The organism is Paenibacillus sp. sg306046 (genome assembly GCF_059821225.1).
In genome coordinates this window covers 1-5785 of sequence record NZ_JCAMRT010000057.1, presented here as the reverse complement: position 1 = coordinate 5785, position 5785 = coordinate 1, and the positions used below count along the sequence as shown (strand labels likewise).

The window sequence follows — 5785 nt, the reverse complement described above, 5'->3', positions numbered from 1 at the left end:
CCCGGTGCCCCATCGTTGGAGCTATGGGCTAGAGCATTAAGTTTACAACGTTATTTCAGGAGCGTTCTACTAGCCGCTAGAGGGTTTATGCTGGAGGAAAACAGGGCAGAAGTCATGGAGGAGCGCTTGAGATGGGGAAGCATGTTATTTTGGGCACAGGGCCGATTGGCCGATATACAATGGAGGCGCTTGTCGCTGACGGGCATGAAGTGGTGATGGTGAACCGCTCCGGAAGGGCGGACGTTCCGGCAGGCGTCCGGGTGGAGCAGGCTGAACTGAACGCGCCGGGTGAGGCCAGCCGGGTGATGCAGCGGGCGGATGCCGTCTACCAGTGCGCCCAGCCGGTTTACTGGAAGTGGACCGAACAGTTTCCGCAGCTGCAGGAGCTGATCATGGCCGGGGCGGCCGAGACGGGCGCCAAGCTGATCGTGGCCGATAACCTGTACATGTACGGGCAGGTGCAGGGGCCGATTCACGAAGAGCTGCCATATCACGCTGCGACCAAAAAAGGGCGTCTGCGCGCGGCGCTGTCCGAGCGGCTTCATGACGCCCATCGCACAGGAAAGCTTCGCGTTGCGATTGTCCGCGGCTCCGATTACTACGGGCCGCATGCGCTTCAATCGGCCATGGGAGGTATGCTTTTCACCCCGGCTGTCCAAGGAAAGCCGACCCGCATGTTCGGCAGCCTCGATCAGCCGCACAGCTTTACCTTCATCCGCGATTTCGGCCGGGCGATGGCGATTGCCGGTCAGCATGACGCGGCGCTGGGCGAAGTATGGCATGTGCCGAATGCCGTCCCGGTCACCGTCAGGCAGTTCGCCGAGCTGGCCTATGCGGCGGCTGGGTATCCCAATGCGATCCGGCTCATGAGCCGGATGATGCTGCGGATCGGCGGTTTTTTTGTACCGATGGCCCGTGAGGCGATCGAAATGCTGTACCAGCTGGAGCAGCCGTTTCTCGTCGATAGCCGCAAGTTTACGGATAAGTTCGGTATGCAGGCGACTCCGCTGGAGGAGGGCATCCGGGAAACGGTGGCGTGGTTTAAGCGTGGAGCGCAGTAGTTGCTGGGCGGCAGGGGGAGAGTGAAGGGCTGCCAATCGACAGTCAGGCATGCGTGCGAGCAGGGCTGGCAACGGTTAGCTCAGGTGTGAGATAAGGAGCATACAAGATTGAGGAACGCCTGCCGGGTTGCAGGCGTTTTTTGTTGCGGACCCAAATTTAGTTCCGGATATGTGCTAAAAAGCCCATGAAATCTGCATGAATTAACATTAAATTACATTATTCGACATTATCTCTTAAGGAAAACTGTCATATTATATGCTATCTTTTAGTGAAATTGTATGTTTTCAAAAGGAGAGTTGCTTATTGGAATATGAACATCCTGTTAGGTCATCATCCATTAAGCGGGGTTTAGAATATTAGGAAAATAAATGGAGGAGCTTATGCAACTAAAAGGAGTAATGAAAAGGAATTTTAAGCTTTTGCTTGTTTTACTCATAGTCATCAATTCGCAGGTTGGTATTTTTTCGTTAACGAGCACTTCAATTGCTGCATCTTCAACTTATTCTTATGACAAAAATAATAAGTTATTGTATGAAAGCTCGGGACAAAGTTATACATACGATAAAAATGGAAATCTTTTGTTTAAATTTCTTTCTGAAGCATTTAACCATGAAAAAAAATTTACTCTTAACAGAGTGGCCGTAAATAAAGCGGAAGGTGCTAAAAATACGGTTGAGTTTTGGATGTACTGGGACGGGACGAACGGAGTAATGCCATTTTCTTGGGATGATTACTATACATTATGGTTTTCAAACGGTTATTTTGGATTCAATACAGGTGAAAGCAACATATTGGGCATATCATCAGCTAACCTAGCGAATCGTTGGGTACATGTCACGGCAACCTTTTATAACGGAGTACCTCATGCAGCGCAAAATGAATTGTACATTAATGGTGAAAAACAAAATTTGGGAGCTGTAATGGGGGCAACGACACGTACAGTAAAGGCTACAGAAACGGCCTACATCTCAGGCACGGGAGGAACCGAGCTGTACAAAATGGGCGGTAGAATCGGCGAGGTACGAATATGGAACTATGCTTTGTCGGGGGCAGAAATTAAATCGAACATGTACAGGGGACTGCAGGGGATTGAACCGGGACTAGTGGGGGATTGGAGCCCTTCACCGAGCAAGTCCTTGAATTTCAATGGAAATGAGCGGGTCACGGTCAACAATTTGTCGGTAAATCAAGCAGCAGGCGCTAGAAATACAGTCGAGTTTTGGATGTATTGGGATGGAACGAACTCAGTAATGCCATTTTCATGGGATAACTACTATACTTTGTGGTTTGCCAATGGATACTTCGGATTTAATACAGGTGAAGGTAACATACTCGGCATATCATCGGCTAACTTAGCGAATCGTTGGGTACATGTTACGGCAACCTTTTATAACGGAGTGCCCAACGCAGCGCAAAATGAATTGTACATTAACGGCGAAAAACAGAGTCTGGGTTCGGTGATAGGAACAACGACACGTTCGGTGACAGCTACAGAAACGGCGTACATTTCAGGTACGGGAGGAACCGAGCTGTACAAGATGGGCGGAAAAATCGGCGAAGTGCGAGTGTGGAATTACGCTTTGTCGGAGACAGAAATCAAGTCGAACATGTACAGCGTGCTGCAAGGGACTGAACCGGGACTAGTGGGGGATTGGAATCCGTTACCAAGTAAATCCTTGAACTTCAATGAAAATGAGCGGGTCACGGTCAACAACCTATCGGTAAATCAAGCAGAGGGCGCGAAGAATACAGTCGAGTTTTGGATGTACTGGGATGGGACGAATTCAGTAATGCCATTTTCGTGGAATAACTATTATACCTTGTGGTTCTTTAATGGGTATTTCGGATTTAATACAGGTGATGGCAACATACTTGGCATATCATCGGCTAACTTAGCGAATCGGTGGGTGCATGTCTCAGCAACCTTTTATAACGGAGTGCCCAACGCAGCGCAAAATGAATTGTACCTTAATGGTGAAAAACAGAGCCTGGGTTCGGTAATGGGAACAACGACACGTTCAGTGACCGCGACCGAAACGGGGCATATCTCGGGGATCGGAGGAACCGATCTGTACAAGATGGGTGGAAACATTGGCGAAGTAAGAATATGGAACTATGCTTTGTCGGAGGCGGAAGTAAGGTCGAATATGTATAGAATCGTACGATGGATTGAGCCGGGATTGGCGGGGTATTGGAAACCGTAAAGGATGAAATTATGAAACACCCTCATGAACTCATTGATCGTCCATGCGTTAATACGAGGAGAGAAAAGGATGCCATTTCGAAGATTGCCAAAATTATGGATCTGCTGCCTGCTATCAGGTATCTTGTTCTTAGGAGTTTGGCCTTTGCAATACGCAGGCGCCGCTCCTGCCATGGATAGCAGTCGGCTCACGGACGATAAGACCGGCAAGGAAGCTAAAAGCAAGGTAATTGTCACCTACAAAAAACAACAGCCGCAGCCTTCAACAGATAGAGTGAAGGGTAGAGTCAGTCAAAAGTCAAAATCGCATCTTCGTTCGGTAGCCGTCTCTGCCTCCGAGGAAGAGATCGCACAGCTTAGACAAGATTCCGAGGTTGCCTCCGTCGAGCCGGATCTACGACTCAGCCTGTCTTCCCAGACTACCGATTGGGGCCTTGGCGTCGTACAAGCTACCTATGCCTGGAATGCCGGCTATACGGGAAAAATGTAAAAGTAGCAGTCCTCGATACGGGGATTGACTTGCAGCATGAAGATGTAGCGGTAGCCGGGGGAGTTTCCTTGGTTCCCTACACGGTCTCCTATGAGGATGATCATGGTCATGGCACCCATGTCGTATGGTGCTACAAGATGTCAAGACAGTTATTATAAAATTTTAAGGTGTGAAAAGATGCACAAGGTTTGTTCGATCATTCTGTTGCCTCCGCTTGGGAAAGCCAGCGCATTGTATGGGACTAAGGCATCCTGCATAGCGATGTCCGATGGTGGAGGACAAAGCCCAAGCGAAGGCGCGGGAGAAAAGGTTCTTTCCCCGTTATTTAGATGTGGATTTAAGCACGACTTTACGGTTATACACAGCAGCTGGCGTATGCCTTTGCAGAGACTGGTGTGGCAAATAATCGTTGTGAAGATGGATGTAGTTGCGAATGCCGTTCCGAGCCTCACGTGGGCTGTTGTAATCATTCAGATAAATCTCATTATATTTTAGACTGCGCCAAAACCGTTCGATGACGATATTATCGGTTGCACGCCCTTTACCATCCATACTAATACGAACGTCGTTCTCCTTCAACAAATCAATGTACTGTGGACTCGTAAAATGGCTCCCTTGATCACTGTTAATAATGCCTGGTTTCCGACTTGCCAGTGCCCGTTTCATCGTCTCGAGAACAAAGCCAATCCCCAGGCTCTGATCAAGCTGCCAGTCTATGATATAGCGTGAATACCAGTCTATAATGGCGTATAGGTACATCCAGCCGAGCTTCATTCGAATATACGTAATATCTACACTCCAGACCTGTTCAGGCTCTGTAATCGCCAATTTACGTAACAGATAAGGATATATCTGATGTTGAAGATCACGTTTGCTCAGGTTCGGGCCGGGATAGATCGCCATAATTCCCATTTCGCGCATATAGCGCCGTACGGTATTTTCGTGAATCGAGTCGTTCTCGCGATTCATGATCGAAGCAATCGTTCGATAACCCATGAACGGATGCTTCGTGTAAAGCTCATCAATCCGGTGTTTGAGGCGTATTTCCTCCGGAGATGGAGGCACCGGCTTGTAATACAGGCTGGAGCGATTAAGGCTCAGTAGGTCTGCTTGTACGAGGATAGAATGCTCAGGACGGTCCCACTCCAATAAATCTACACGCTCGTCACGGGATAGATTAGAGGCCAGATTTTTTTTTGAGCCACGACAATTGGGTGGTTAATCAGCCAACCTCGCCGTAGAGTTCGTCAATTTGCTGCTCGTATTCCTGTTTCATTTTCGTGATGCCTTTACGATCATCGACAAACAATTGGGAGAGGTTTTGAACGGCTTCTGATTTCCACCGGTTGAGGACATTGGTATGAATCCCCTCCTCAGCAGCGAGCTGCGACACCGTCTTTTCTTCCTTCAGAATTTCCAGCACGATGCGTGCTTTCTCTTCGGGGCTGAACTTTCTTCTGCTTGTAGTCATACAACTAAGAAACTCCTTTTTTGCTGTCTAGATTATATGTATGATTATATTTATGACAATGGAGCAGGTTCAGACACTTGAGCGGCGGGAAACGAAGCTGGTTGGGTTCGCGATTACCGCGTCGGTTAATGAGGATTTGGAGAATAATCTGGTTGGCGGCTTGCGCGAGATTTTTATCCCTTTGGAAGCCTGAACAGCCGCCGCCAGGTATCCGTATTGGCATGAAGCCAGAGGAATCCCCAGAACCATGCTCGCCCGCCTCAGGATTGAGGTAGCGCTCGGCTTCCTATTCGCTGTACTATGGTATAAGGGCATTATGGCAGCGATTTCATCAATCTGTTGGATTCCTGCCAGGCTCCAGCCATGTGGCGGTGCAGCTTGCGCTGTATAACTTCCAGAGCCTGTACATCTCATAGCGTAACCTGTTGTTTGCGAACGCTTGCTCATCATGATTCCGCCGCTTGCGCTATTCATTATTTTCAACAGATCAGATCCGAGAACAGGGAGAGGATACGATGTTAAACGTGCTTACCGTTCGTTGTGAGTATCAAAGCGAGCT

5 protein-coding genes and 1 pseudogene are annotated in these 5785 nt (G+C 48.6%); 5 read left to right on the top strand and 1 reads right to left on the bottom strand.

Going from position 1 to position 5785, the window contains the following annotated elements; all coding sequences use genetic code 11:
* The first annotated feature begins 131 nt into the window (after positions 1 to 131).
* The 4 genes from AC6ROY_RS25140 to AC6ROY_RS25125 all read left to right on the top strand — a co-directional run bounded on the left by AC6ROY_RS25140 (position 132) and on the right by AC6ROY_RS25125 (position 3913).
* On the top strand, positions 132 to 1061 hold the full coding sequence (locus AC6ROY_RS25140; RefSeq protein WP_500103306.1) for an NAD-dependent epimerase/dehydratase family protein: 930 nt from the start codon (positions 132 to 134) through the stop codon (positions 1059 to 1061).
* 381 nt (positions 1062 to 1442) lie between these two features.
* A complete protein-coding gene (locus tag AC6ROY_RS25135) occupies positions 1443 to 3266 on the top strand; it encodes a LamG domain-containing protein (protein ID WP_500103305.1) in 1824 nt (607 codons plus the stop codon).
* Positions 3267 to 3335: 69 nt separating this feature from the next.
* Positions 3336 to 3755 (top strand): protease inhibitor I9 family protein, encoded by a 420-nt coding sequence (locus AC6ROY_RS25130; protein ID WP_500103304.1) that lies wholly within the window; start codon positions 3336 to 3338, stop codon positions 3753 to 3755.
* A complete protein-coding gene (locus AC6ROY_RS25125) occupies positions 3692 to 3913 on the top strand; it encodes a S8 family serine peptidase (RefSeq protein ID WP_500103303.1) in 222 nt (73 codons plus the stop codon). The genes AC6ROY_RS25130 and AC6ROY_RS25125 overlap by 64 nt, the downstream gene beginning before the upstream one ends.
* 163 nt (positions 3914 to 4076) lie before the next feature.
* On the opposite strand, the pseudogene AC6ROY_RS25120 reads toward AC6ROY_RS25125, so the two are convergent.
* Positions 4077 to 5226 (bottom strand): annotated as a pseudogene (locus AC6ROY_RS25120) (IS3 family transposase).
* Positions 5227 to 5278: 52 nt separating this feature from the next.
* Between AC6ROY_RS25120 and AC6ROY_RS25115 the strand changes: the two are divergent.
* On the top strand, positions 5279 to 5419 hold the full coding sequence (locus tag AC6ROY_RS25115) for a hypothetical protein (RefSeq protein WP_500103302.1): 141 nt from the start codon (positions 5279 to 5281) through the stop codon (positions 5417 to 5419).
* Positions 5420 to 5785 lie beyond the last annotated feature (366 nt).